Annotated in this window: 18 protein-coding genes; 12 read left to right on the forward strand and 6 right to left on the reverse strand. The window is 46.9% G+C overall.

Annotated elements, in window-relative coordinates; translation table 11 throughout:
- Window positions 1–424: 424 nt before the first annotated feature.
- Window positions 425–2,404, forward strand: a complete 1,980-nt coding sequence (locus PRUB_RS08785) for a methyl-accepting chemotaxis protein (RefSeq protein WP_010385454.1) — start codon at window positions 425–427, stop codon at window positions 2,402–2,404.
- 72 nt (window positions 2,405–2,476) lie between these two features.
- On the opposite strand, the gene arsJ is transcribed toward PRUB_RS08785, so the two are convergent.
- Together arsJ and PRUB_RS08795 are read right to left on the reverse strand one after the other, a co-directional pair.
- Complete coding sequence (gene arsJ, locus PRUB_RS08790; RefSeq protein WP_010385455.1) at window positions 2,477–3,676, reverse strand: organoarsenical effux MFS transporter ArsJ; 1,200 nt, start codon at window positions 3,674–3,676, stop codon at window positions 2,477–2,479.
- Window positions 3,677–3,680: 4 nt separating this feature from the next.
- Complete coding sequence (locus tag PRUB_RS08795; protein ID WP_010385456.1) at window positions 3,681–4,694, reverse strand: ArsJ-associated glyceraldehyde-3-phosphate dehydrogenase; 1,014 nt, start codon at window positions 4,692–4,694, stop codon at window positions 3,681–3,683.
- Window positions 4,695–4,922: 228 nt separating this feature from the next.
- On the opposite strand from PRUB_RS08795, the gene rsmF reads away from it, so the two are divergent.
- Window positions 4,923–6,362 (forward strand): 16S rRNA (cytosine(1407)-C(5))-methyltransferase RsmF, encoded by a 1,440-nt coding sequence (rsmF, locus tag PRUB_RS08800; RefSeq protein ID WP_040645007.1) that lies wholly within the window; start codon window positions 4,923–4,925, stop codon window positions 6,360–6,362.
- Between the two features lie 338 nt (window positions 6,363–6,700).
- Here rsmF and PRUB_RS08805 read toward each other — a convergent pair whose 3' ends face one another.
- Window positions 6,701–6,901 carry a hypothetical protein gene (locus PRUB_RS08805; RefSeq protein WP_010385458.1) on the reverse strand — a complete coding sequence of 67 codons (201 nt, stop codon included), beginning with the start codon at window positions 6,899–6,901 and terminating at the stop codon, window positions 6,701–6,703.
- 194 nt (window positions 6,902–7,095) lie between these two features.
- On the opposite strand from PRUB_RS08805, the gene PRUB_RS08810 reads away from it, so the two are divergent.
- Window positions 7,096–7,308: a ParD-like family protein gene (locus PRUB_RS08810; protein WP_010385459.1), complete on the forward strand. Its 213-nt coding sequence runs from the start codon at window positions 7,096–7,098 to the stop codon at window positions 7,306–7,308.
- Complete coding sequence (gene map / locus PRUB_RS08815) at window positions 7,274–8,089, forward strand: type I methionyl aminopeptidase (RefSeq protein ID WP_198452340.1); 816 nt, start codon at window positions 7,274–7,276, stop codon at window positions 8,087–8,089. The genes PRUB_RS08810 and map overlap by 35 nt, the downstream gene beginning before the upstream one ends.
- A gap of 138 nt (window positions 8,090–8,227) precedes the next feature.
- Here map and PRUB_RS08820 read toward each other — a convergent pair whose 3' ends face one another.
- The gene (locus PRUB_RS08820) at window positions 8,228–8,476 is read right to left on the reverse strand and encodes a zinc/iron-chelating domain-containing protein (protein ID WP_010385461.1); all 249 of its coding nucleotides are present in this window, start codon (window positions 8,474–8,476) and stop codon (window positions 8,228–8,230) included.
- Between the two features lie 221 nt (window positions 8,477–8,697).
- On the opposite strand from PRUB_RS08820, the gene PRUB_RS08825 reads away from it, so the two are divergent.
- The 4 genes from PRUB_RS08825 (at window position 8,698) to PRUB_RS08840 (ending at window position 16,167) form a co-directional block, all read left to right on the forward strand.
- Entirely contained in the window at window positions 8,698–9,873 is a 1,176-nt protein-coding gene (locus PRUB_RS08825) for an efflux RND transporter periplasmic adaptor subunit (RefSeq protein WP_010385462.1), read from the forward strand.
- A 3-nt stretch (window positions 9,874–9,876) separates the two neighbouring features.
- On the forward strand, window positions 9,877–13,020 hold the full coding sequence (locus PRUB_RS08830; RefSeq protein ID WP_010385463.1) for an efflux RND transporter permease subunit: 3,144 nt from the start codon (window positions 9,877–9,879) through the stop codon (window positions 13,018–13,020).
- Between the two features lie 198 nt (window positions 13,021–13,218).
- Window positions 13,219–15,567 (forward strand): PKD domain-containing protein, encoded by a 2,349-nt coding sequence (locus PRUB_RS08835; RefSeq protein WP_010385464.1) that lies wholly within the window; start codon window positions 13,219–13,221, stop codon window positions 15,565–15,567.
- Window positions 15,568–15,729: 162 nt separating this feature from the next.
- Window positions 15,730–16,167, forward strand: coding sequence for a hypothetical protein (locus PRUB_RS08840; RefSeq protein WP_010385465.1), 438 nt, complete (start codon window positions 15,730–15,732; stop codon window positions 16,165–16,167).
- A 122-nt stretch (window positions 16,168–16,289) separates the two neighbouring features.
- On the opposite strand, the gene PRUB_RS08845 is transcribed toward PRUB_RS08840, so the two are convergent.
- Window positions 16,290–18,554: an acyl-CoA dehydrogenase gene (locus tag PRUB_RS08845; protein ID WP_010385467.1), complete on the reverse strand. Its 2,265-nt coding sequence runs from the start codon at window positions 18,552–18,554 to the stop codon at window positions 16,290–16,292.
- Window positions 18,555–18,702: 148 nt separating this feature from the next.
- Here PRUB_RS08845 and PRUB_RS08850 point away from each other — a divergent pair, with 148 nt between their 5' ends.
- The gene (locus PRUB_RS08850) at window positions 18,703–20,514 is read left to right on the forward strand and encodes a M2 family metallopeptidase (RefSeq protein WP_010385468.1); all 1,812 of its coding nucleotides are present in this window, start codon (window positions 18,703–18,705) and stop codon (window positions 20,512–20,514) included.
- A gap of 66 nt (window positions 20,515–20,580) precedes the next feature.
- On the opposite strand, the gene PRUB_RS08855 is transcribed toward PRUB_RS08850, so the two are convergent.
- A complete protein-coding gene (locus PRUB_RS08855) occupies window positions 20,581–21,411 on the reverse strand; it encodes a hypothetical protein (RefSeq protein ID WP_010385469.1) in 831 nt (276 codons plus the stop codon).
- 462 nt (window positions 21,412–21,873) lie between these two features.
- On the opposite strand from PRUB_RS08855, the gene PRUB_RS08860 reads away from it, so the two are divergent.
- The 3 genes from PRUB_RS08860 to PRUB_RS08870 are packed head-to-tail and all read left to right on the forward strand — an operon-like array spanning window position 21,874 to window position 24,134.
- Complete coding sequence (locus tag PRUB_RS08860) at window positions 21,874–22,683, forward strand: ABC transporter permease subunit (RefSeq protein ID WP_010385470.1); 810 nt, start codon at window positions 21,874–21,876, stop codon at window positions 22,681–22,683.
- A complete protein-coding gene (locus PRUB_RS08865) occupies window positions 22,680–23,597 on the forward strand; it encodes an ABC transporter ATP-binding protein (RefSeq protein WP_010385471.1) in 918 nt (305 codons plus the stop codon). Before PRUB_RS08860 ends, PRUB_RS08865 begins: the two co-directional genes overlap by 4 nt.
- Before the next feature lie 36 nt (window positions 23,598–23,633).
- Window positions 23,634–24,134, forward strand: coding sequence for a SixA phosphatase family protein (locus PRUB_RS08870; protein WP_010385472.1), 501 nt, complete (start codon window positions 23,634–23,636; stop codon window positions 24,132–24,134).
- The last annotated feature ends 20 nt before the right edge of the window (window positions 24,135–24,154 follow it).

Consider the following 24,154-nt stretch of genomic DNA (forward strand, 5'->3'; position numbering starts at 1 on the left):
AAGTGTTCTATTCTTAGGCAAGAAAATAGGGGCGATAGCATCGCTCCCTCGTCCTGCTATCGCTGAGGTACCTACATCTCTATAGGCGAGGCTAAAATTTGTGAACCTATGTTTAAGGTTCCAAATGAGAAATTCTTAACGCCGATAGTGATATATTTACGCCTTTGAATTGAACACGTATTAAATGAAATTGGTTTTAGGTGTTCCGGATGCACCGGCATCCGGATCCGACAACGCAGACCCCTGCCATACAATCCCACACAGCGGTGTAAACAGCAAAATACCGATACAAAAATAAGAATTTAGTTTCTTTTTTTTAACTTTTTGCCCATCAGAGTTCCCACTAAAGGGATTTTTGTTTACAATATGTGATGATAATCATTTTTAATTGCAATTAGCAAAACAACCTAAAGTCAGGTACACCATGTCCACCAAACTACGTTTGTTGATTTCATTCTTGCTGGTCGGCTTACTGCCCGCCGCATTTATGGCAATCACATCCTTAATGACCGCATCCGATGCGTTGGAACGTCAAGCTTATAATCAGCTGACCTCAATCAAACATATTAAACATCGCCAAATCGACGATTACTTTCAGGCACGCAAGGCAGACCTGAGTCTGATTGCCGCACAATGGCAACAAATCGCCAGTACTGAAGTACATTCGACTTCAGCTCAATTAGCGCATAAAAACCATGCTTTGTTTAAACACTTTATTGAACAGAAAGGGTTTTACGACTTATTCATCATAGACACCGATGGCTTTATTGGTTACACCGTCGCACAGGAAAGCGATTATAAAACCAATCTGAGATCTGGGCCCTATCGAGACTCCGGACTGGCACAGTTGTTTCGCAATGCACTCAACGGTAAGCAGTTTTCTATTACTGACTACCAACAGTATGCCCCCAGCAACAATGAACCAGCCGCGTTCATAGGTGTCCCTATCCAGATTAACGGACGAACACATTCAATTATTGCTTTGCAAATCGCCATTGATACCATCAACGACATCATGCAACAACGCGATGGTATGGGTAAAACTGGTGAATCTTATCTGGTCGGCTCAGATTTAAGAATGCGCTCTGATTCATATCTCGACCCCACTGCACACAGTGTGACAGCGAGCTTTGCAGGTTCAGTTGTCCGAAACGGGGTTGATACCTACGCGGTCAGGCGTGGTTTGCAAGGGTTCTCTGAAACCAAATTGATCATTGATTACAACGGCAACCCGGTCTTGTCTGCCTATATGCCCTTTCAGTTCGAAAACCTGAACTGGGTATTATTGAGCGAAATTGATAAAGCGGAGGCATTTGCACCAATTTATCAACTATATTGGTTTATTGCGATAATTGGCGGAATTGCAATTATCGCAATCAGCATTGCCACCTGGTTAATAGCCAATTCTGTTTTACGTCCACTTGGCGGGGAACCCAGCATGATGCGCGATATCAGTGAACGCATCGCCTCAGGTGATTTGCGCCAGGATTTCAGCCAGGATACCAATGTTACTGGTGTATATGGTGCGATGCGACAAATGACCAGTTACCTCACGGGTGTGATTGGGACTATCAGTGAAACAACTTCTCAGCTTGCTGTCACAGCCAGCCAGACCAGTGCTGCCAGCGAGCAGGCCAATACCAGCTTACAAGAGCAACATGCGAATATAGAGCAAGTAGCGCTCGCTATCAGTGCAACAGCTCAATCCATTGAAAGCGTTGCCAGCAGCGCTAATCAGGTTGCTATGCTCAGTGTCAGGGCAGAGGAAAGTACAGACGCCGCCAGTCATACTTTGGCACAGTGCGTTTCTAAGATGAGCACCTTAGATCAGGTCATTAGTGATTCTGAACGTGCAATCAAGAACGTTGAATCTGGTGCCCAAAATATCGGCAAAGTCATAGAAGTGATCCAGGCAATTACCGAGCAAACAAATCTGCTTGCATTAAATGCCGCTATCGAAGCTGCTCGTGCAGGTGAGCATGGCCGAGGCTTTGCTGTCGTCGCAGACGAAGTACGTCAGCTGGCGCACAAAACTCAGCAATCTACTGGCGATATTGAAACCATGATCCTGGAGTTACAAGGGGCAACCACTCGGGCCGTTGATAAAATGCATCAATCTTCCGAAGTCGCACAGGCCTCTATCTCAGCCACCAATGAGAGTGCCCAAAGCCTGCACAAAAGCGTTACACAGATCCAGGAGATATCAGTAAGTGCCCGACGCATTGCGCAGGAAGCACAACAACAGACCTCGACGACTGAAGAGATCAGTTACAACATTGATGCGATTAAACAAGCGGCATTGGATAACGCAGCCGGGGCCGATCAGGTTGCCAGTGCAAGTCTGGACCTGGACAAGCAATCAAGAAAACTGAAACAAATTACGGCCAGCTTCAAGTTGCCATAACCAGTATTCCATCGCTTGTCGCGTAAGCCAACTGGCTAGGTTCAGTTGGCTTACGCTATTTTGGAGCGTTACTTATCTGGTGTGGCGTTGCAATCCGTAGGTAAGTATCGTCGCTAGCACAAGCAACACACTGGAAATCAACAAACAACTAATCAGGCCACCATACTGGTAAGCAAGTCCTGATAAGACTGTGCCGGCCAGGCGCCCCATAGCATTGGCCATGTAGTAGAATCCGACATCCATCGATACCCCGTCTTCATCCGCAAAGTGCACTATCAAAAAACTGTGCAAAGAAGAATTAACGGCGAACACCGCACCAAATATCAACAGACCCGCAATAATAGAAATCTGAATATACCACTTATACCACAACGCCAATGCGATAAGCGCAGGCAGCAAGCAAAGCGTAGCCACCCAGATAAATGCCTGTTGGGTATTAGAGCGCCGCTTGCCCAACAATTTAGGCGCATTTGCCTGAACTAGCCCATACGCTATGACCCAGCAAGCCATAAACCCACCAACCCACCAGTGGTCCCAGCCGAACACGCTGGCCAGATAAACCGGCAATGCCACTACGAACCAAACATCTCTGGAGGCAAACAAGAACAGTCTTGCACCTGATAGCCAGTTGACTTGTTTGCTGGTCGAAAACATCTCAGAAAATTTTGGCTTATGTTTCTTCTTGCCCAGCTCCTGCTTCAGCAGTACCAGGCTGAGTAACCAGGTTACCAGTAGCATCGCACTCATAAACCACAATGCTCCCTGGAACCCTAGCTGGGTCAGCAGCAAGCCCCCCATAAAGAACCCAACCCCTTTAAGTGCGTTCTTCGAGCCAGTCAGGATTGCAACCCATTTAAACAAGACCCCATCATGCTCTTTAGGCACCAGCAACTTAATGGCGCTTTTAGCGCTCATCTTATTGAGGTCTTTCGCAATGCCTGATAAAGCCTGCGCAACCATAACATAGGCAATACTTAACCACTGTGGGTCCACGGCCAGCATCAGCAACGCGACAATTTGCAAAAACAGGCCGACATTCATGGTTTTGTTCAGGCCCATCCTGGCACCCAACCAGCCACCAACCAGGTTAGTCACTACACCAAATACTTCATAAAGCAAAAATAAGGAAGCAATGGCGAGCGGACTGTAACCCAGCTGATGGAAGTAGAGCACCACCAGCATTCTCAGTGCACCGTCGGTCAGGGTAAACGACCAGTAATTACCGGTAATTACCAGGTACTGCTTTATTGGCGCGGATAACTGCTGCAACACGCTTTTATCCCCAACGCTGAGCAATCACGTAACGCACAAGATCAGCGGTGCGATTTGCATAGCCCCATTCATTATCATACCAAACATAAAGCTTAACCTGGGTCCCATTCACAACCATAGTAGACAAAGCATCAATGATGGCGCTGCGTGGGTCCGTTTTATAGTCGATAGATACCAAAGGGCGAGTTTCATAGCCCAGAATACCAGCCAGCTCTCCCTGTGCAGCTTGCTCCATCCAGCTATTGATTTCTTCAACGGTCGTTTCGCGATTTACTTCGAATACGCAGTCAGTGATCGACGCATTTGTCAGCGGCACACGCACAGCGTGACCATTCAGCTTCCCTTTCAGTTCTGGAAATATATGAGTAATGGCGGTTGCCGATCCAGTCGTAGTAGGAATTAAGCTTGTGCCACAAGCGCGTGCTCTGCGCAGATCTTTATGTGGCGCATCAATAATGGTCTGAGTATTAGTGATGTCGTGAATTGTGGTCATTGATCCATGTTTAATACCAATGTTGTCCTGCAACACTTTAACAACGGGTGCAAGACAGTTAGTCGTGCACGATGCAGCCGTCACGATGGGGTGAGACTCAGCTTCGAATAGCTGTTGGTTTACGCCCATCACAACATTCAGTACACCCTCTTCTTTTACCGGTGCTGTTACCACGACCTGTTTGACGCCCTGCTCAAAGTAGCCAGCCAGCTTCTCTTTGGTTTTCATTTTGCCACTGGCTTCGATGACCAAATCACAACCAGACCAGTCAATGCTTTCGATCTGTTTTTGCTGCGTCACGGTAATATGTTTATCTGCAATCACCATAGTGCCAGCATCACTGGCTTGCGCTTCGAATTGCCACTTACCATGTACTGAGTCAAAGTTCATCAGATGCGCCAGCGTATGCGCGTCACCGCCTGGGTCGTTAATGCTTACAATTTCTATGTCTGCTGATTGCCATAATGCCCGCATGGTCAATCTGCCCATACGTCCAAATCCATTGATACCTACTTTGATTGTCATGTGAATTACCTTTTTAATTACACCGGATCGACTCTGGAGCGTTTCAGGACAAGCCTTCATCCTCCAAACCAAATATGCGAAATATATTATATATGTTTTTCCATATATTCAAGATAAATGGCAAAGCATTGCCTTGCTACGAGGAATATAGCCTCTTAGGGTCAGTCTATCCCCGTGTGATGTCAATTAGTGGTAAACTAGTCGCTAAAAGTGCAAGAGATACTGACTTTGGACAACAAAACTTATATTCCCGATGATTTTATTGCAGATGTCGCCAGCTACCTACCGGCACACCTGACGATGGATGACTTTATTGCCAGCTGTCGCACCGGCCTGCGGCGCGCTGTCCGTGTTAATACCCTAAAGATGTCGCTGCAAGAATTTGAACATCAGGCTGCGCAACTAAACTGGCACATTGAGCCTATTCCCTGGTGCGAGCAGGGCTACTGGCTAACCCGCCCAGCAGAAGAAGAAGCCAACCTGCCTATCGGTAATACTGCTCTGCACCTGAGTGGCTGTATCTACGTTCAAGAAGCAAGCTCTATGCTGCCACCTATGGCGCTGGCCACCTCTTTGACCCCGGGAGAGCATGTACTGGATATGGCCGCAGCGCCAGGATCAAAAACGTCACAGTTGGCCGCTTTAATGGAAAATCAGGGGATTCTGATTGCTAATGAACTCTCCTCTTCGCGGTTAAAGACACTGGCCGCTACGCTGAAGCGTATGGGCGTAGCCAACTGCGCACTGTCGCACTTTGATGGTCAGGTGTTTGGTGATTATATGTATGAAAGTTTTGATCATATATTATTGGATGCCCCCTGCTCTGGAGAAGGGACTGTGCGCAAAGACCCTGATGCGCTTAAGAACTGGTCACTGGCATCGAACCAGGACATCGCCGAGGTACAAAAAACACTGATCCACAGTGCCTTTATGGCCTTGAAACCCGGCGGCACTCTAGTGTATTCAACCTGTACCCTAACACCAGTAGAAAACCAGCAGATTTGCGACCACCTGCTCAAGACCTTCTCAGAGTACGTTGAAATAGTACCGCTTAGTAGCCTGTTTCCGGATGCTAACAAAGCCGCTACGGCACAAGGCTACTTACATGTCTGGCCGCAAATCTACGATAGCGAAGGTTTTTTTATTGCCAAATTCAAAAAAACAGGCAGTGTCGAGCATCCACAGCAAAAGACAAAAAAAGGACATTTTCCCTTTTCGCCCACTACCAAAAAAGACCAGCAAGCATTTGAGACAAGTATTAAGCAACAGTTTGGGGTCAAATCTTTGCCTGGCACACTGATGAGTCGAGACAAAGAATTATGGTTATTTCCTCAACACATGGAAACACTGCAGGAAAAAATTAAATACTCGCGGATTGGCATTAAAGTCGCCACTACCCACAAAAACGGTGTCAAACTTGAGCACGAGTTTGCTACCTGCCTCGGTCACCTTGCAACAAGTAATGTGTTTGAGTTAGATCCCGCGCAAGCAAAAGCATACTTTCAGGGACAGGATATCCGCCTTGATCCCCCAGGTCCCGCACAGGGTGAGGTGTTACTTACACTATGCGGCGCACCAGTCGGGCTCGGCAAGTGGCAGAAAGCCAAAATCAAAAACAAGCTACCACGCGATCTGGTACTAAATGGTCAGTTAATAACTTGGGTATAACCTGAACAAAAGTTTTTGATAATTTTAAGACCATTCATTTATATGTAAGTAACACATTGTTTTTGATAAAGTAATTAATATTTCAAATGTTTGTAAATTTTATGAAGCCTTAGCTACACTTAAATGACTTTCTACTTCTCCCTTGTAATTAGAAGGTGTTTTTAAGTTAGCGCATGGCTCCAAAATTGAGCCTTTCCCTAAGCCCGACTCCCTCAGAGTCGGGCGTTTTTTATGTCGCAGGCTCTCACCTCAGCAGCCCCTTCATCCGCTTTATCTCAACCATAGTGTACTTGTTTAGCGAGGTTTGAGCGCGCCGATGAATGAGACAACTGATGCACTTAAGTAAAGTCGCCATCAACCTGGAACAGGCAGACAGTTTTCCCATCTGTGATATTACTGCCGGGTACTATTTCAATTAAGTGATCAACGCCAGCAGACAAACTCATTTCAGGCATAAAGAAAAAGAACTGTACATGCATGACCGCATCAAACTGAATGAAAAATAGCGCTCTCTCAAGAAAACGGTCAGATGCTGGCACCTGAAATAACTACCAACAAGCACAACGTCATTTTCATTGCGAATACCTGCAAGAACACCTTAAGACACTATGTCTGAGTGCTTTATTGAGCCCACAGCGATGACTGCTAATGCCCTGTTGACAAAAATAATTTGCATCTTCTCCATACATGCATATATGATTCACATACGAATTATATATATAACACATACAGTATGGGTATCGTTAAAATTTCTGAAGAATTACACGAAGAGCTACGACAGGCCAGTCAGGTCATGTCACGCTCAATCAATGCACAGGCAGAGTTTTGGATCAAAATGGGCCGACTGGCCGAACTGAATCCTGATATGACCTTTGCCCAATTGATAAGACAACAACTTAATCACACAAGGAATGACGCCATTGACTCAGGTCACGATCAAAAATAATGCTGCTATCTCGCTTATGCGGGAGTCAGGGGCCATGTTAGCTCAAGTCTTTAAAGCCCTGGACGAGCAAGTAAAACCAGGCGTTACAACGCTACAACTGGATGAATTCGTTGAGTATTATATTGTAGATGTGCTCGGTGCTACTCCAGCGAGTAAGGGTCAGTATGGATACCCCTACTCAATCAACACGTCAATGAATGAAGTCGTCTGTCACGGCATGCCAAACGCAAAACATCTCATTGATAGCAGAGACATTCTGAATATCGATATCACCCTTAAACATCAAGGTTACATTGCTGATTCCAGCAAAATGTATGTGATGCCAAATGCCAGTGATGCAGCCCGGGCGCTGGTTAACAATACTGTCAAAGCACTGTGGCGTGGTATCAATCAAGTAAAGCCTGGCGCAACACTAGGCGATATCGGCCATGCAATTGGAGAGTTTGCACGGCTAAAAGGGTTGAGCGTTGTAAGAGAATATTGCGGCCACGGAATAGGCACTGAAATGCACGAAGCACCTGAAGTGCTGCATTTTGGACGCCCTGGTACCGGACTGAAACTCATACCCGGCATGACCTTCACCATCGAGCCGATGCTTAATCAGGGTAGCCACAGGGTCAAAACGCTCAAAGATGGCTGGACTGTGGTAACAAGAGACCGTGCCTTATCAGCTCAGGCAGAGCACACACTCTTGGTAACCCCGACAGGATTTGAAGTATTAACCTTGCGAGAAGAAGAAAAAGTAGACGGTTTACCTGCCAATACCATACCACATACTTAGGTTGCTCCCCTGAGGCGCCTAATTCTCAGTGATTACAAGAAATAGCTTGTTATTGGGGGCGCTGAATAGCAAATGTAAAACATTTCAGGGTTGGTTTGAGTTATTCCCCGAATTGACTCTCTTTTGTTTATGATAGCTTTAAGTGCACTGCTCAAGCTCAGTGATCAGCCACATGGCATGCGCATTATCTGTCCCACATACATCTTCACAGGGCACGAAGTCGCCACAAACTTTGGGCCGACTGGGATCGCCAAACAACTTACACAGATTATCATCATCCAGTTGTACACACCGCTCTCCCGCAGGCTTGCCCTGCGGCATTCCCGGAATTGGCGAACTGATACTTGGTGCTATGCAACATGCACCACAACCCAAACGACACTCCATCAGACCCTTCATAATTTGAATTTAACGAACAAAGCTCGCGATTATACGCCAATCCATGGATGAAAACACTAAACCCACAGTCAATAGGTAAGCAATCAGACATGATTGCAATGCCTTGTTACATTATTTGAAATGATTAAAACACCTAGACACATCTGTTCGCGTATCCTTAACCAGGTTAGAGAAATCAATTCAACCGTTATTGATGGAAGGAATAACTCGTGGCTAGTAAAAAACAAATCCTATTACCCGTTGCGGTGCTACTCGGTGGCCTGGCCACCGCTTTTGCATTTTCTGCAATGAAGCAACCGCCCGAAGAAAAACCTGAAAAAGTCATTCATCCGCTGGTTGAAGTACAACCGATTGATATGGCCCCGATGCAACTGCTGGTCGATTCTTACGGGCTCGTCACCCCTAAGTACAGCACTGAACTGGTCGCTCAGGTCAGTGGCCAATTGATTGAACTGTCAGACAAATTTGTCAAAGGCGGATTTGTTCACCAGGGAGAAACCCTGGCGCGCATTGATCCCAATGATTATGAAGCGGCGTTGATTGAAGCCGAAGCCAGCCTGGCTCAGGCGCATTCTGCACTGGAAATTGAACAAGCCCAGGCCCATGTCGCCAAAACAGAATGGCAACGTATCAAAGACAATGCACACTCGACCATTCCCTCTGAGCTTTATCTGCGCAAGCCTCAGCTAGCAGAAAAGCTGGCGCGTTTCAAAGCAGCTCAGGCCAGTGTCAAACGTGCAAAACGTAACCTCGAGCGCACCTACATCAAGGCGCCTTATGATGCCATTATCACCAATCGTTCATTGAGCCTTGGCAGTGTTGTTAACCCCGGCAGTACTTTGGGTGTCCTGAACGCAATATCCGTTGCAGAAATCCGCCTACCCGTTGCCGACCATGAACTGAGATACCTTCATAACAATGGTCTGGACGCTAGCGTGACATTATCAGCCAAAGTCGCAGGGCAAACTGTATCCTGGCAAGGCACAATTGTGCGCAGCGAAGGTGTTGTCGATAATAAAAGTCGCATGACCTATTTGGTTGCTCAGGTTGCTGCGCCCTATGATAGCCCAAGCCAGCCGCTGCGTTTTGGCACTTACCTGAATGCACAGATAGAAGGTGTGTCGGTCAGCAATGCGGTAAGGATCCCACGTCATTTGATACGCGAAGGCAAGGTCGCGTTACTTGACCAGAACCAACAACTCACTTTTAAGCCCGTCACCATTATTCGCGAAGTAGACGGATATGCGGTGGCCACAGAAGGCCTGAGCGATGGGCAACAGCTCATTACCTCTGCGTTGGAATATCCAACGGAAGGAATGCAATTACGCCTTGATGCATCGCCAGTGATTGCCGCAGAGACACAACTGGCTTTAAAGGAGGAGTAATCTATGCAAGGCACACGTGAAAAAGGCTTAATAGCTTGGTTTGCCCGCAATCCGGTTGCTGCAAACCTGCTGATGATTTTTATCCTGGTGGGCGGCTTGCTCAGTGCTTTTACCATACGCAAGCAGATGTTTCCCCAGTTTGAAAACAACTGGTTGAGTGTTCAGGCCGTTTACCCTGGCGCTGCGCCGCAAGAAGTTGAAGAAGGGATCACCATTAAAGTTGAAGAGTCTATGGAAGGGCTTGAAGGGATCAAACGCCTGATCACCTATTCTAACCGGGGCTTCTCGCAAACCTGGATCGAAGTCGAAGAAAAATATGACCCGCAGGAAGTGCTGGACGAAGTAAAAATGCAGGTCGACTCTATTTCAACCTTTCCGGCTGGCATGGAACGTCCAATCGTCCGACGCGATAAATTTGAGCAAGAAGTGATGTTTTTGTCACTTAATGGCGAAATGAACTTCCACCAGCTGAAACAACTGGGAAATGAAATACACGACGAAATGCTTGCCCTGCCCGGCGTTAACCTGGTCGGTTTCAATGGTGGCCTGAATTATGAGATCAGCATTGAGATTAGCCCAGATAGACTGCGTGAATATGGTCTGACATTCAGAGACATTTCAGAGGCGGTTAAGAACTTCTCAGCCAATATGTCGGCAGGTCAGATCCGCTCAGACAACGGTTATATATCAATGCGAGTTGAAAATCAGGCCTATCGCGGACATGAGTTTGAGCAACTCCCGCTGTTAACGCTTGCTGACGGCGCACAGATCAAACTGGGCGATGTTGCGACTGTCACAGATGGCTTTGAAGAGGGCCTCTTGTACTCTCGCTACAACGGCAGAAATTCATTGGTATTCGAAGTAAGAGCGTCAAAAGATCAAGATATCACAAAAGTCGCGCAGGTGATGAAAGCTTACCTGGCTGACAAAGCAACACAACTACCTCAGGGAGTTGAGCTTGAACCCTTCATCGATCTCACTTATTACCTTGAGGGCCGCCTCAACATGATGGTAGAAAACATGTTGTGGGGCGGTATCCTGGTCATGCTCATGCTGGCCCTGTTTTTACGCGTTCGCCTGGCTTTTTGGGTCATGATGGGGTTACCTGTGTCGTTTTTAGGGGCGTTCTTATTCATGCCAATGGGCATGCTGGATGTCACGATTAACCTCGCCTCTTTATTTGCTTTCATTCTGGTGCTGGGCATCGTGGTCGATGATGCGATTGTCGTTGGCGAATCAGCCCATGCTGAAATTGAAAAACATGGTCACAGCCTGGATAACGTAGTGCGAGGGGTCAAGCGTGTTGCCATTCCCGCGACCTTTGGGGTATTAACCACAGTCGCCGCATTTTTGCCACAAACCTTTGCAACCGGACCTGCCGCCGCATTCTCCAAAGCCATTGGTGGCGTGATTATTTTGTGCCTGCTGTTTTCTCTGGTTGAGTCTAAGCTTATCCTGCCAGCGCATTTGGCTGCGATGAAAGACCGCCCGGATAACCCTAAAAATCCATTGCACCGCGCCAGAGCTATCATTGATGGCGCACTTAAAAATTTCATTGAGAATCTTTACCGTCCCTTTATCGAACGCTGTATACATTACCGTTACACTGTGATCGTCGCTTTCCTGTCAATCATCATTGTCAGCGGCGGCATGTTCGCAGGTGGCCTGGTGAAGTTTGTAGCGAACCCTAAAATCCCCCATGACTTCCCTCGTATCACCATAGATATGAACCTGTCATCGCCCGAGTCCGCAACGTTGGCTACGGCCAAAAAAGTGGAGCAGGTTATTCTGGATGTAGAGAAGCAGATTGAAGCGCAATATGGTGCGAACATGATAAAAGACCTGTCTGTGAATCTGCGCGGCAGAACCACAGCATCAATCATGGCCATTTTAGTTGAACCTCATAAGCGCCCTATCGACACCTTTGCCCTGAGTGCACTCTGGCGAGAAAACATGCCTCCACTGCCAGGGGTAAAATCCTTGAATATTCAGGACAGCATTATGAATGGTGGCCGGGATGATGGGGATATCAGCTTCCGCCTGGAAGGCAAAGACAAAAAAACATTGCAAGAAGTCGCAGGCAAGCTCAAGGAGAAGTTGCGTACCATTGCCGGTGTGGGTGATGTCAATGATTCCATGCAATCAAGCACAGAAGAAGTGCAGCTCGAACTTAAGCCGCTGGCCTATAGCATGGGCCTCACTCTGGCTGACGTAGCGTCTCAGGTCAACTTTAGCTACTACGGTCTTGAAGCACAACGGATCCTGCGCCGTGGTGAAGAGATCAAAGTCATGATCCGCTACCCGCAAGAGCAGCGTAATACCATCAGTGACATTCAGTCAGTCCGGATCATTACGCCTAGCGGTGCAGAAGTCCCATTGGGTGAAATTGCCGATATCAACCTGGTCGAGGGGGTCAATCGCATCCGTCGCGAAAATGCGAAACGGACTATCAATGTCTGGGCATCGGTCGACACAGATCAGGCAGAGCCATTCAAAATTGCTGAAGAGATCCGAGATGAGTATTTACCTTCACTGTTACAGAACTACCCGGGTGTAAGCAGCAGTGTTGCCGGCCGTATTCAGGAAGAAATGGACAGTGTAGCTGAGCAAATTCGCGACTTTGCACTGTCTTTGATGATCATATTTGCGCTACTGGCGATCCCACTGCGCTCATACTCTCAACCGATTCTGATTATGTCTGTCATCCCATTTGGTGTTGTAGGTGCCGTGTTTGGCCACATGGTGCTCGGTATGACTATGAGCAGCTTGTCTTTCTTTGGCATCATAGCAGTCGCAGGTGTGGTGGTGAATGATTCACTGGTCATGGTCGACTTTGTCAACAAGGCGCGAGAGCAAGGGATGACGATCAAGGAAGCCGTTGTTGAGGCAGGTTGCAAACGCTTCAGAGCCATTTTATTGACTTCTCTGACAACCTTTATCGGCCTGGTTCCCATTCTTCTGGAAACCAGCCTGCAGGCACAAATTGTGATACCTATGGCAGTCTCTTTGGCATTTGGTGTGTTGTTTGCGACCGTGATCACGCTGATCCTGATCCCTTGTCAATACGTGGCACTGGAAGATCTCAAGCACCTCATCAAACGCATTAAAAAGCCGGATACTGGCAAGGAAACATTGCAGCAAAGCTAACAGTTTATAATCTTAGTTCTACCCAACCAACTAAGCCCGATCCCGTATCGGGCTTTTATTTTCGCTTCGGTTCATCGCTATTCGTATAATTTTGTTGATGAATTAAAATACACAATCTCACAAATAAGTGTTTCCAAAATAGCACCTTTTTGTTGTACTCTGCATGATGAAATGAAAACGCAATAAAAGGAATGAATAATGCGGAACTATCTGCTGCTCTCCACTTTTGGGGTTCTAGCCGCCTGTGGCGGTTCTTCTAATAACGACAATAAATCACCATCAACAGACAATACACAACAAGTCGTCAACCAGGCACCCAGCGTCAGCCTGGAAGGCAATACCCTGGTCAACTCAGGCGATATCTTATCTCTTACTACCACAGTGACAGATCCAGAGAACGATTCGGTAACCGGTGCGTGGACCAGTTCCCTTGCCGGTGTTAAGTTTATCGATGCAGCTAACGGCGTACATCATGTAACTTTCCCGGACGTCGACGAGCAAACACAAGTTACCTTAACCTACACTGCCACAGACAGTCACAACAACCAGACACGCAAAACCTGGCAGGTGACCGTGATGCCCAAGTCCACAGCCGGACACATTGAGCTGGCTGACACGCTGACGCTAACAGGCGGTGGTCAAGCATCTATAACAGCAACCTTCGCCATGACATCCAGGATAGAAAAAATTGACTGGCGAAGCGACGATTTTGAATTGACTAATACGGATACCCAGTCGAATCATGACACCCGCGCGGGACAAAGTACTTTCAGCATTGAATTACCTGAGGTCACGCAAACTCAAGAATTTGATATTATCTTCGAAATTACCACCAGTGATGAAGTTGTGTCTAAAACCATCAAAGTCACACTGACACCGGAATCTGAGCCATCACTCAGTGTCAGCTTGCCTGAGCAGGTTATTGTGAATGAGAAAAATTCGCTGACAATTCAAGCAACAACGGCCAGTACCGGTGACATAATCAGCTATGAGTGGCAATGGCAAGGCACGCCTCAACCTTCTCAACAAACTCAGGGCAAAGCTGCCTATACTTTTAGGGCCCCGGAAGTAAGTGAAAACAGGACCTTTACGCTTCAGCTCACTGTCACAATGGAAGGCAACGTTGAAAAAACAGCTCAGACATCCGTTGTCGTGCAAAACGTCACCGACCTGCAGGGCCTTGAGCTCACTATGGACCGCTCGTTCGCAGTGCCAGGACAAACAATCACGGTAGATTCAAACTTAACTAATTTCGATGATATTGAAACTGCTTCATGGATTATTCAGGATTTTAACGATGACTTACTGGAAAAAGCGAATAATAAACTCGTGATTACCATTCCAGATGAAGACACCATTCAAACGTCACGACAAATTGAATACAAAGTGAAGCTCAAAGATGGTACCGAACACTCTACCTTTGCTAATTTCACCTACGTCAGTAGCACAGCAGCTAAAACCCTGATGATCGTCAGAGATCCCGGCGAATTTTCTATTTACCCGGATGTCCCTGCAACGTTAGACCTGGCATTTAATGGCGATGTTGATATCGAAGAAGTAACCGTCTCAAGCACTGACTACGACCCTTATGATGAGCTTGAGTGGTCTCTCGAAGGCCAGGGGTTAACACTGGACTTGCACAAAAAAACGATTACTCGTAAAGGCCTGACTGTCATCAAAATCACAGCTAAAGCCGGTGATATTGTGCGTGAGAGTATGATTCTTGGCACGGCTCATAATGCCATTGTCGTCCCCTATGCTGGCGTAGAAGAGACCTATATTGTGGGCAGCGAAGCACAAGTCTTTGGGCAGGTATTCCACCTGAATAATAAACAAGATATGCCCAGTTACTGGCAGGCACAGAATACGGATGATGACGTAACCATTAAGCAAGTGTCGGATACCAGCGCATCTGTCAAATACAACGGCGAGGCCGAGCGTACCCTGACAATCGAACTTCATGCCACAGATGAGCATGATCAGAGCGATCATAGCGACGTTGAACTGAGATTTGAGAGCAACCACACTGTCCGAGGTGATGACTATACTTGTAAAGTAACGGATGGCGCGTTTGAATCCTGCCGTGAAGGCGGTTTTGGTCAGTACCTTACTCTGACCGCACCTGTGGAGCTGAAACAAATGATCACCAGGGGTGACTATGCCTGCTTACTTGGCAATTATGGTACTATAGTTTGTAATGCCAAGGGCGATAACCCGGTGAAAAACGTGCCTGCACAATTGCTTGCGACAAAGCTTAACGCTGTCGACGGAAATAATGTATGTGCCCAGCTAAGCGATGCCAGCTGGCAGTGCTGGGGTAGCCGGGGCACAGAACTGACTGATCTGCTTGCGGCTAATGCGACCGTACATAAAGTACTGGCAAACGGCTCTCTCACCTGCCTGGTAAGTAACAAAGACATAAAATGTTATGACGGTGACACGCAAACCAAGCTAATTAAAGACGTATTACCACAAGACCTATTGCTATATACACGAGAAATTTGCTACCGAACAGGTGGCGGAACTCTAAAATGTGATATTGAGTAAGTTAACTTTCAAACAGTTGCGGCAAAATGCCGCAACTGTTTATCTATTTCCCCTAATCCAGAGCAGTTCCTCATCATTCAGCCTGTATTTTGCCGACCGATACTTTACAAAACGCCGATTAGAAGACAAACTAAAGTCATATTCACCTGAATTACTACTAAGATGAAATTATTACTTACTTTTTCAATTGTAATCCTATTGATGCTATCCGGTTGTGGTGATGATGACTCTGCGCGTGGGGACAAAAATACCCCTGGATACGCAGCAACAGTGTTTTTTGACGCATTGTATAATAAGAAAGACATGGAGCTGGCGCTAAGCCGCTCAACGCCGCGTATGGGCAGGATCATGCGCTCCTATGGCACGCCATCACAATTCGCCAGGAATCTGGTAAACATGCAATACGATCAAGTGACCATTGAAGTGGATATGACGAATCAGAGTTTACGTGAACAGTACGGCAACGAAGCCCGTATCAATTTAATTTTTACTGGTATGTTGCACGGAGAGCAGGTAGACGATATGCGCAGCGTCCAGCTTATAAGACGCAAAGGCGAGTGGTATGTTGACAAAATTAACGCCGATCCATTTGCGCGCTAAGCTTATATTTCATTCCTTTTCTAATTTTAATTAGTCTCCATTTAGTTTGTGTGAGTCAAATAGGCGACTCACACAAACATTGAAGTCTCAACTAAGTGATATCTATCACACTTCAGATTATCTCAAGCGCTCTCATCAACACTCAAGGCCTCCCAACTGACTTGAAACCATTCCACGAGTAACTCTCGCTCTTCCTCGTCAAGGATACATTCAGCAACGGCCATCGCAAGCTGCTCGTCAGTATTTAATACCAGCAATTTTGCCTGATGGGCCTTTTGCCAACGTTCAAATTTATGTAATCCTTGCTCACATTTGGGAAATAGTTGAAATGCCTGCTCCAGTGCAGCTAACCCTGCGTGTCCTGAGGTATCACATAGATTACTTACCCGTGCCAGAGTCAGCTTATTGCGATAAAGGCTGTCGCACAGTGTCGTAATCAAACGATCAGACGGACCATTAACAGCGCTCCCAAAAGGCATAAACCAACGTTTTGCTATGGTTTTCAGCCCGGTAGGCGCGAAATTATCAATAAACCCGGTAAAAGCCCGCTCAAATGCACTGAGATGAAACTGCATCGCATAATGTAGTAAAGGTAGATCACTGCACTGACGACCGTCATCCTCAAACTTCTTCAATACGCACGACGCCAAATAGAGCTGGCTCAACATATCACCGAGCCTGGCAGAGCGCATTTCCTGAAGCTTCAGTTTGCCGCCCAGTACCAGCATTGCCAGGTCACTCTGAACGGCCAAAATCTGGCTATACCAGGTCAGCGTTTTATAGTAGCGTGCCACCTCTCCGGCAACGGGCGCAGATGAAAACACACCGAGAGTCAGGCCATTGAACGATGCTTTTAAAAAGGTTTTTCCACTGTGGGCCAAATGCTGTATTAGCACCTTGTCGAATTGCTGCAATGCCAGATCCGCATCTTGCTCCTGTGCGGCAGCCATTTCCTTGAGCACATATGGGTGACAGCGGGTTGCCCCCTGACCGAAAATCATTAAGTTTCGCGTCAGAATATTCGCGCCTTCTACGGTAATACTGATAGGCATCCCCTGATAATGCAGTGCAAGATAGTTCAGTGGCCCACGCTGAATTGCTTTACCACCATGTAAATCCATTGCATCGTTGATAGCAACTCTGGCCATTTCGGTCAGATGGTATTTGGCAATCGCCGTGATCACCGCAGGGCTTTTATTTAGGTCTATGGCCATCGCAGTATTTTGTCGGGTGGCTTCTATGCTGTAGCTCAGCCCCGCGATCCGAGCCAATGCCACCTGGACCCCTTCAAATCGCCACAATGACTGCTTAAACTGTCGCCTGACACGGCAATAGGCAGTCGACGCCTTAGCACTCAACTGTGCAGTTCCGGCACTTAACGCCGGTAATGAGATACCCCGTCCGGCGCTCAGACAAGACACCAGCATGCGCCAGCCCTTACCTATCCCGTCCGACTCCCCGATAACCCAATGCATAGGGATAAACACTCCCTGCCCGTGTGTTGTGCCGTTCATAAACGCCAGCCCCATAGGGTCATGCCTTGCTCCGACCTCAACACCCGGGTGATCAGTTGGAATAAGTGCACAGGTAATGCCTAATTCAGTTGCTTCTGATACTAGCTGATCAGGATCATACACTTTGAAAGCCAGCCCCAGCACGGATGCCACGGGCGCCAAAGTAATATAACGTTTATGCCAGGTGACTTTCAGGCCCAAAGTCATTTCCCCGTTAAATTCTTGCTTACACACCACTGCAAAATCGGTAATGCCACCGGCGTCTGAGCCAGCTTCCAGGGAGGTCAATGCAAAACAAGGCAGCGCCGAGCCATCTGCCAATTTTGGCAACCAGGTTTGTTGCTGCTCGGGAGTACCAAAATGCAGTAATAGTTCAGCCGGACCCAGGCTGTTTGGTACCATCACGGTCACTGCCGCAGACAAACTGCGCGTGGCAATTTGCGCTACAATGGCCGAGTTGGCCTGCGCACTAAAGGCTTTGCCGCCGAACCTTTCTGGAATAATGAAAGCAAAAAACCCCTTTTCTCTCAGAAATTGCCAAACTTCTGGCGGCAAATCGCCTTTTGCGCAAATTTCGCTTTCGTCCAGCATCGCCATCAGTTCAGTCAATTCATGTTCGATAAAGTCTCGCTCATGGTCACTCAGTCCAGGCTTACCCGTTTGCAGCCACTGCGACCAGTTGGGTTTCCCGCTAAACAAACTTGCGTCCCACCAGGTGTCGCCAGCCTCCATCGCTTCGCGCTCAGTTTGTGATAACTGGGGTAATGCACGCTTGAAATATGCTAAAGCCGGGCTAGAAATGACTTTGAGCCTGGCTTCCTTAACGTAGAAAATAAAACACACAGCAATTAAGACAAGTATCAGTAACCACATGGTTTAGTCACCTCCCGGTTTATGGCGCTTTAAGTATGGAACAAATGTCACTTATCACAATATTTTTACTCAGCTTATACAACGCGAATTGTCGCAATCAACCGACACTGGTATTATCACGTCTCTAATAACGATAATTGGAACAATGATGGCACTACAATTCAAACTCAGCCTGGGCGCCCTCGTGGTTGCCGGGGCACTCTCTCTGAGTGGATGTAACTCAACAAGCACGTCAACCCTGACCGAAAAAGACGCTGAAGCATTTTTAACCAAAGCAGAAAAAGACCTGCAGGACCTGAGCTATCGCAGTGCACGTTCAGCCTGGATCTATGCCAACTTCATTACAGAAGACACGGCATCATTGGCCGCTGACGTAAGCCAGGAATACACTGAAAAATTAGTCGCATTGGCCAATGAAGCAGCCAAGTTTGACGAACTTGAGCTGAGTTATGACAATCGCCGCAAACTGGACAAGCTGAAGCTTAACCTGACATTGCCAGCGCCAAAAGACGCGGCAAAAACAGCTGAACTGGCGAAGCTGTCGGCTGAGCTGGATGGTATGTACGGTAAAGGTAAATACTGTAAAGACGGCAACTGCATGAGCCTGGGCGAGATGACATCCAAAATGGCCAACAGCCGAAACTACGATGAACTGCTAGACGTATGGCAAGGCTGGCGTCAGGTTTCTCCTCAGATGCGCCCTTTGTATAAAGACTTAGTTTCTTTAGCAAATGAAGGTGCTCAGGAACTGGGGTATCGCGACACAGGCGCTATGTGGCGCAGCAAATACGATATGCCCGCGGATGATTTCGCCAAAGAACTTGATCGTATCTGGGGTCAGGTAAAACCGCTTTATGACTCATTGCATTGTCATGTTCGCGCAAAGCTTGGCGAAAAGTACGGCGAAGACAAAGTGCCACAAAATCAGCCAATCCCGGCCCACCTGCTAGGTAACATGTGGGCACAACAGTGGGGTAACATCTATGATCTGGTCGCACCTGAAAATGCCGATCCGGGTTATAATGTCACTGAACTGCTAGAGCAGCATAATTACGATGAAATCAAGATGGTAAAAGGTGCTGAGAAGTTCTTTACTTCAATGGGCTTTGAACCACTGCCAGAGACCTTCTGGACTCGTTCATTATTCACCAAACCGCAAGATCGTGACGTACAGTGCCATGCTTCAGCCTGGAACCTGGATAACAAAGACGATCTGCGTATTAAGATGTGTATCCAGCGCACTGGCGAGGAATTCTCAGTTATTCACCACGAGTTAGGCCACAACTTCTATCAACGTGCTTACAACAAACTGCCGTTGTATTATCAGGAAAGTGCCAACGATGGTTTCCATGAAGCTATCGGTGACACCATTGCTCTGTCAGTCACGCCTGGATACCTCAAAGAAATCGGTCTGTTAGAGCAAGTACCTGATGAATCAAAAGACATTGGCCTGTTGATGAAAATGGCGCTGGACAAAATTGCTTTCATTCCATTTGGCCTGCTAGTTGACCAGTGGCGCTGGAAAGTGTACTCCGGTGAAATCAGCCCGGCAGAATACAATCAGGCCTGGTGGGAACTGCGTGAAAAGTATCAAGGTCTTCAGGCACCTGTTACACGTAGCGAAAACGACTTTGATCCAGGTGCAAAATATCACGTACCAGGTAATGTACCTTACACACGTTACTTCCTTGCACACATTTTGCAATTTGAATTCCACAAAGCACTTTGTGAAATTGCTGGCAACAAAGAAGCCATTCATCGTTGTTCAGTTTACAACTCGAAAGAAGCGGGCGAGCGCTTAAATGCCATGCTTGAAATGGGCAGCAGCCGTCCATGGCAAGAAGCACTGGAAAGCGTCACTGGCAGCCAGCAAATGGACGCAACCGCTATCCTGGATTACTTTGCACCACTTCAGACTTATCTGGATGAGCAAAATAAAAACCGCCAGTGCGGTTGGTAATCCCCTCCATATAAAAAAGGAGCCTTCAGGCTCCTTTTTTATTGTATTTTGTACTTTTACTCAACGCTATTTATGTTCGTACCTAACTCGCTCCATTTGACTACCGTTTTGAAATAGTATTTTTTCGTAAAGAGGTAATCCATCCGCGGTAAATATTCTAAACACTGTTCTTCTTGTCCCTAAAAATCCTGGCTCATCACTTATCCAAACCCCCTCTTTAAAAATCGTTTTCATCTTTTTTGACAATCCGCTGGGCGTCTTGTAAACACATTCACCTATCTGTACCAAACAGATAGACTTTTGATCAGGCTCGTAACCTTGATAACGCATGTGCTTTATGCCCTGGATCACTTTGTACAGATCTTGCTTCTCGAGTTTTCCATTGTAATAAGTCGAAAAGTAAGGGATACCGTGTTCATATCTGGATAATGCAGTGTAGTTATCAGGATTGACAGAGCTTTTACCATCGTACATTGAGAATTTATAACCGACCGCTTTTGTCGAAGCGGAGGAACGCCTGTTTGAGGGAGATAAAATATCATCTCCGAAGCGCTTTACTAACTTTTTCGCCTTTTCAGGTACATCAATTTGCTCAAGTGGGGTACTGATTGTTCTTTTTGCTTCACAGACAGCAAGCTCCTGCTTACTCTCATCCAGAACTTTAATCATCGCTTGTACGTTGCTGGCGTCTGCGCTGGTAACATTCGATTTTAGGCTATCCGGCGTACGCTCAGACATTACTCTGGTAAAACAATCACAATATTCATCATCTTGCTTGTTTCTTTGCATGCACCAAGCTTTTACAGAAAGATCATATTTGGCGGATGCTTGGTACTGATTGGTAGCACTGCACCCTGTTAAAAATAGAAATAAAAATAAAATACTTTGTTTTTTCATCAGACTACTTAAACTTATTTACTAGATTCTAATTCGTTGCAGGATTGCACCAAAAGGGTACTTTTGAGCGTATTATCACCAAAATCATACCAATTTGCTTAATTAAGTGATCTATTTCGAGGCGAGAAAATAGGGTCGATAACTAGGCAAAAATTTTGCTATTTGGTTGTTCTAAATGAGAAATTTTTAACGCTGTTAGCGTCCTATTTGCTCCTTCAAATAGACCTGGTGTTAAATGAAATTGGTATCACAGTGAACGCCTCCCAATCAAGCCGCACATTATATCTGTTCACCCCCCAGGAACCAAACTACTGTTAAGTGAACCAACTTGATTGTACGGAACTTACTTTTGGTGTCAGAGCGCCTTATCTACCCGCTCAGACCCAAGCCACACTCTGAAACAATTCTCACCTTCCCTATCTATTTACTTTTGCGTTAAGGTATCCGCAAAAGGAGTGCACTATGCCACTAAAAAGAATCATGTTATTGAGTCAGTTTGAACTGACCCGCTTGTTTGCAACCAAACGCGGCTGGCTGGCACTGGCCGCCTTCACTATGGTGTGGCTGATGATTTTACGCTACCCCATTTATCATGCAGTTTCTGTACTCAACAGCCCAGAGTTCTCTGATATCGCGGTGCAAATAGCCGGTTCAGTGGGGCTCTATTCACTTGCACGCTGGCCAGAGGCTGAGCTGTCAGTCTACTGGATCATTGCCTTATTTAGCTTTCCCGTCTTTACCTTGTTTGTCAGTGCAGATCAGACTGTTGAGGACGCAAAACGGGGCACGCTCAGATTCCTGACGTTACGTGCCAGCCGTGGAGAGATCCTGCTCGGCCGATTTGCAGGTCAGGCCCTTATTTTACTGACCCTGATCACGGCCTCAGCCATTGCTGCCTGGGTACTCATGCTCACCCGGGATGCCACACTGGCAATGGCTGGTCTGGGTAAAACTACCTCTATTATTGCGTTACTGGTATTGACCACACTTCCCTTCATCGCACTGATGAGCTTACTTAATCTGCTCGCCAGCTCAGCCAGGCTAAGTATCATTTATGCCAGCTTGCTGTTCACGGTCGGGAATATGCTGATTAGTTACCTGAGCTCTTTGTTCGAACCGGTTCACTGGCTGTATTATGTACTACCCGGTGTGCATATCAGCGACATTGCCCCCTGGCACGGTATCGGTTTACACGCCATTGCACTTCCCCTACTGCAAACTGCAGTATTGCTAGGTGCTGCATTTTGGCTAATGAAAAGGAAAGATCTATGAGTACTCCAACGCCATTCGTCATTGAAGTCAACGATGTCACCAAGCGATTTGCCAGCAAATGTGCGCTGGACAAGGTCAGCTTTACGTTAGATCACGGCCATACGGTTGCACTGGTAGGGCCCAATGGAGCAGGAAAAACAACGTTATTCAGTATCTTGTGTGGCTTTTTACAAGCTGATGCGGGCAGCGTCAAAGTATTTGGACATACACCAGGCGACAACGCCCTGTTCGGTGTACTGAGTGCCTTACCGCAAGATGCACAGCTGGACCCTCGCTTTTCTGTGGGCAAACAACTGACCTTTTATGGTCAGTTACAGGGATTAAGTCGCCGTGACGCGACACGTGAAACAGCACGCGTTCTGGAACTTGTTGATCTCAGTAACCAGCTCAATGCCAAAGCCTCTGAGCTGTCCCATGGTATGAGAAAACGGATCTGCATTGCACAAGCTTTAATAGGTGAGCCCAAAATTGTCTTGCTCGATGAGGCAACAGCAGGGTTAGATCCCATCAATGCAAAAGCCATCCGTTCATTGATTGCCAGTCTAAGTAAAGACATCACCTTTATGCTCAGTTCACATGATCTGAGTGAGCTGGAACGCTTATGTGACACTGTGTTGTATCTTGAACAAGGTAAACTAACCAGTCACCAAAGATATACCAAAAACAATTCCGGCACCGCCTTTTTGACCTTACAACTTCAGCAGGTTACCGATCAGATGCGGGATCAAATAGCACAGCTTAACGGGGTGAAACACGTCAGACAATCTCAGCCGGATGAATTTGTTATCGAATATGATACCAGCCATAAGGCGCTGGATATTGCATTGCTGGAGCTTTGTCATCATCAGGGCTGGACTTATAAGCAGCTAATTAATGGCAATACCCTGGAAAATGAGCTGTTCACGGCACCCTAGTCTAAACTGACAATATACTTAGTCGTAGGGTTGTATATGAATAAAACACTCAGGTTGATCCGACACGCCAAATCCAGCTGGCAAGAGCCTATGCAGCACGACATTGACCGGCCGCTCAAACCCAAAGGAGTACGCCGGGCTCAGGCGCTGGCAAACCGGTTAGGTTCGCTGCCTGATACGCATATATTCACCAGCCCTGCTCGCCGGGCACGGGATACTGCGCATATCTTACACGCTCAATGTCAGGTGACTCAGGCCATTGAGGAAATACAAGCACTCTATACCTTTGATGCGGTTGATTTAATGGACTGCCTGCACCTGCTGCCGGACGAATGCGATGATGTGACGATAATTGGCCACAATCCTGCCTTGACGATACTGGTAAATCATCTGAGTACACACCAGTTTGATAATATAGTGACAGCAGGTTATGTGAAACTGAATATAAGAGCTGTACAATGGCACACGTTAGCGCCAGGCATAGCCACGTTGCAACATTATATATTCAGGCCTGAAAAAACACGCCAAAGTGAGTAGGCAATGTGCAAACCACACTG

Origin of the sequence: Pseudoalteromonas rubra, from assembly GCF_000238295.3 — a bacterium.
GTDB classification, from domain to species: domain Bacteria; phylum Pseudomonadota; class Gammaproteobacteria; order Enterobacterales; family Alteromonadaceae; genus Pseudoalteromonas; species Pseudoalteromonas rubra.

What these genes read in the sequence shown, in the direction of transcription:
- PRUB_RS08785 (WP_010385454.1), top strand. Translation starts at nt 425, where the DNA reads ATGTCCACCAAACTACGTTTGTTGATTTCATTCTTGCTGGTCGGCTTA.
- PRUB_RS08795 (WP_010385456.1), bottom strand. Translation starts at nt 4,694, where the DNA reads ATGACAATCAAAGTAGGTATCAATGGATTTGGACGTATGGGCAGATTG.
- PRUB_RS08810 (WP_010385459.1), top strand. Translation starts at nt 7,096, where the DNA reads ATGGGTATCGTTAAAATTTCTGAAGAATTACACGAAGAGCTACGACAG.
- map (WP_198452340.1), top strand. Translation starts at nt 7,274, where the DNA reads ATGACGCCATTGACTCAGGTCACGATCAAAAATAATGCTGCTATCTCG.
- PRUB_RS08820 (WP_010385461.1), bottom strand. Translation starts at nt 8,476, where the DNA reads ATGGAGTGTCGTTTGGGTTGTGGTGCATGTTGCATAGCACCAAGTATC.
- PRUB_RS08830 (WP_010385463.1), top strand. Translation starts at nt 9,877, where the DNA reads ATGCAAGGCACACGTGAAAAAGGCTTAATAGCTTGGTTTGCCCGCAAT.
- PRUB_RS08835 (WP_010385464.1), top strand. Translation starts at nt 13,219, where the DNA reads ATGCGGAACTATCTGCTGCTCTCCACTTTTGGGGTTCTAGCCGCCTGT.
- PRUB_RS08840 (WP_010385465.1), top strand. Translation starts at nt 15,730, where the DNA reads ATGAAATTATTACTTACTTTTTCAATTGTAATCCTATTGATGCTATCC.
- PRUB_RS08845 (WP_010385467.1), bottom strand. Translation starts at nt 18,554, where the DNA reads ATGTGGTTACTGATACTTGTCTTAATTGCTGTGTGTTTTATTTTCTAC.
- PRUB_RS08850 (WP_010385468.1), top strand. Translation starts at nt 18,703, where the DNA reads ATGGCACTACAATTCAAACTCAGCCTGGGCGCCCTCGTGGTTGCCGGG.
- PRUB_RS08855 (WP_010385469.1), bottom strand. Translation starts at nt 21,411, where the DNA reads ATGAAAAAACAAAGTATTTTATTTTTATTTCTATTTTTAACAGGGTGC.
- PRUB_RS08860 (WP_010385470.1), top strand. Translation starts at nt 21,874, where the DNA reads ATGCCACTAAAAAGAATCATGTTATTGAGTCAGTTTGAACTGACCCGC.
- PRUB_RS08865 (WP_010385471.1), top strand. Translation starts at nt 22,680, where the DNA reads ATGAGTACTCCAACGCCATTCGTCATTGAAGTCAACGATGTCACCAAG.
- PRUB_RS08870 (WP_010385472.1), top strand. Translation starts at nt 23,634, where the DNA reads ATGAATAAAACACTCAGGTTGATCCGACACGCCAAATCCAGCTGGCAA.